Annotated in this window: 2 protein-coding genes; both read right to left on the bottom strand. The window is 29.3% G+C overall.

The annotated features are described in order from the left end of the window. Nucleotides 1-713: type I phosphomannose isomerase catalytic subunit (locus ABY298_RS16280; RefSeq protein ID WP_372747091.1), on the bottom strand; the 713-nt coding region annotated here is incomplete at its 3' end. Between the two features lie 23 nt (nt 714-736). Continuing rightward, nucleotides 737-1,634, bottom strand: an 898-nt coding sequence (locus tag ABY298_RS16275) for a LacI family DNA-binding transcriptional regulator (RefSeq protein WP_372747090.1), incomplete at its 5' end; no start/stop codon positions are given.

The following is a 1,634-nucleotide window of genomic DNA, read 5'->3' as shown; positions in this document are numbered from 1 at the left end:
GTTTTATAAGTAGTTTTATAAGTATCGTACAATTTAAAATCAATTGCATCTAGTGCCATTTCTGTATGTAATTCTCTCTTCTCTCCTGTTTTAAAATCAACGCGATCATAATCATAGATTCTATAAGTAATGTTTGATGTTTGCTGAATTTCAGCCAATAACACACCGGCTCCTATTGCATGAACTCTACCAGTAGGAATATAAAAAGTATCTCCTTTTTGGACCTTTTCAATATTTAATAATTCATCCAACTTTGTGTTTTCTAAATGATTGACATAGGTCTCTTTTGAAACTTCTTTATTAAACCCAACAATTAATTCAGCATCCTCTTCAACCTCCATAACATACCACATTTCATTTTTTCCAAATGAATTATGACGCTCTTTAGCTAGTTCATTACTTGGATGAACTTGAATTGATAATGGTGTTTTAGCATCAATAAATTTAATTAATAAAGGAAAATCATTTCCAAATTGATCATAAACATTATTACCTGCAAAATCGCCTTTAAATTCTTTAATTAACATTTTTAATGAGTACCCTTTTAAATCTCCATCACTTACTAATGTTTCATTTTCATCAACATCAGAAATTTCCCAAGATTCTCCAATACTTTCTTGATTATAATTTTTATTTAATACAGTTTTTAATTTCTCTCCACCCCACACTCTGTAGCTATATACTGGACTGAATTTTAACGGATATAATTTCATTTTTACTAAAATATTTTATAATATTAATTTATTACTTTGGTAGATTTTCTAATAATTAATTCTGGATTTAACATTTCGGTTTGAACCTTTTGTCTAGATCCGTGATTTTCTATTTGTTCAAATAATAAGGAAGCTGCAACCTTACCCATTTCAAAATCTCGCTGATTTATTGTTGTTAACGATGGCTCAATAACGGAGGAAATAGGTTCATTACTAAAACCTACAAAAGCAATATCTTCAGGTATTTTTACACCTTGTTTTTTTAAAAATAAAATAGCACTTATTGCAGCAGTATCATTTGCCGAAAAAACACCATCTACTTTTGGCAGTTTCAATAGTTTTTTAGCATTTTCTTCACCATCCACTTTCATTAATTTAGATTCAATAATATACTCACTCTTTAGTTCTAAATGGTACTTCAACAGTGCATCAACATATCCTCTTTTTCTTCTTCTATACAATTCTAATTCTTGAGGCCCTGAAAAATGAGCAATATTTTTACATCCTCCTAAAATTAGATGTTCGGTAGCCTCAAAACTAGCTTTGTAATCATCAATAATAACATTGGTACTTTCAGAAACATTATAAGGTCTATCAAAAAAAATCAACGGAATATCATTTGTTTTCAAATAATCAGCATCAACTGTTTGCATTGAAACTGAAATTAAAATCCCATCAACCCTATTAGACAGTAAAGTTTCTACTAATTTTTTTTCTCTCTTAATATCCTCTAAAGATTGACAAATAATAACGTCATAACCCGCCTCATAAGCCGTTTCCTCAATCCCTGAAATTACTGTTGAAAAAAAATGCCGCGAAATTCTAGGCACAATAACACCAATAGTACTTGTTTTATTAGTTCTTAATTTTGAAGCTAAACTATTTCTTTGATATCCTAATTCTGAAGCTTTTTTAAGAATT

This window comes from Lutibacter sp., assembly GCF_041596795.1.
In the GTDB taxonomy this organism is placed as follows: Bacteria; Bacteroidota; Bacteroidia; order Flavobacteriales; family Flavobacteriaceae; genus Lutibacter.
Note: the sequence above shows the minus strand (reverse complement) of the source record. Positions and strands in the feature narration are given on the sequence as shown.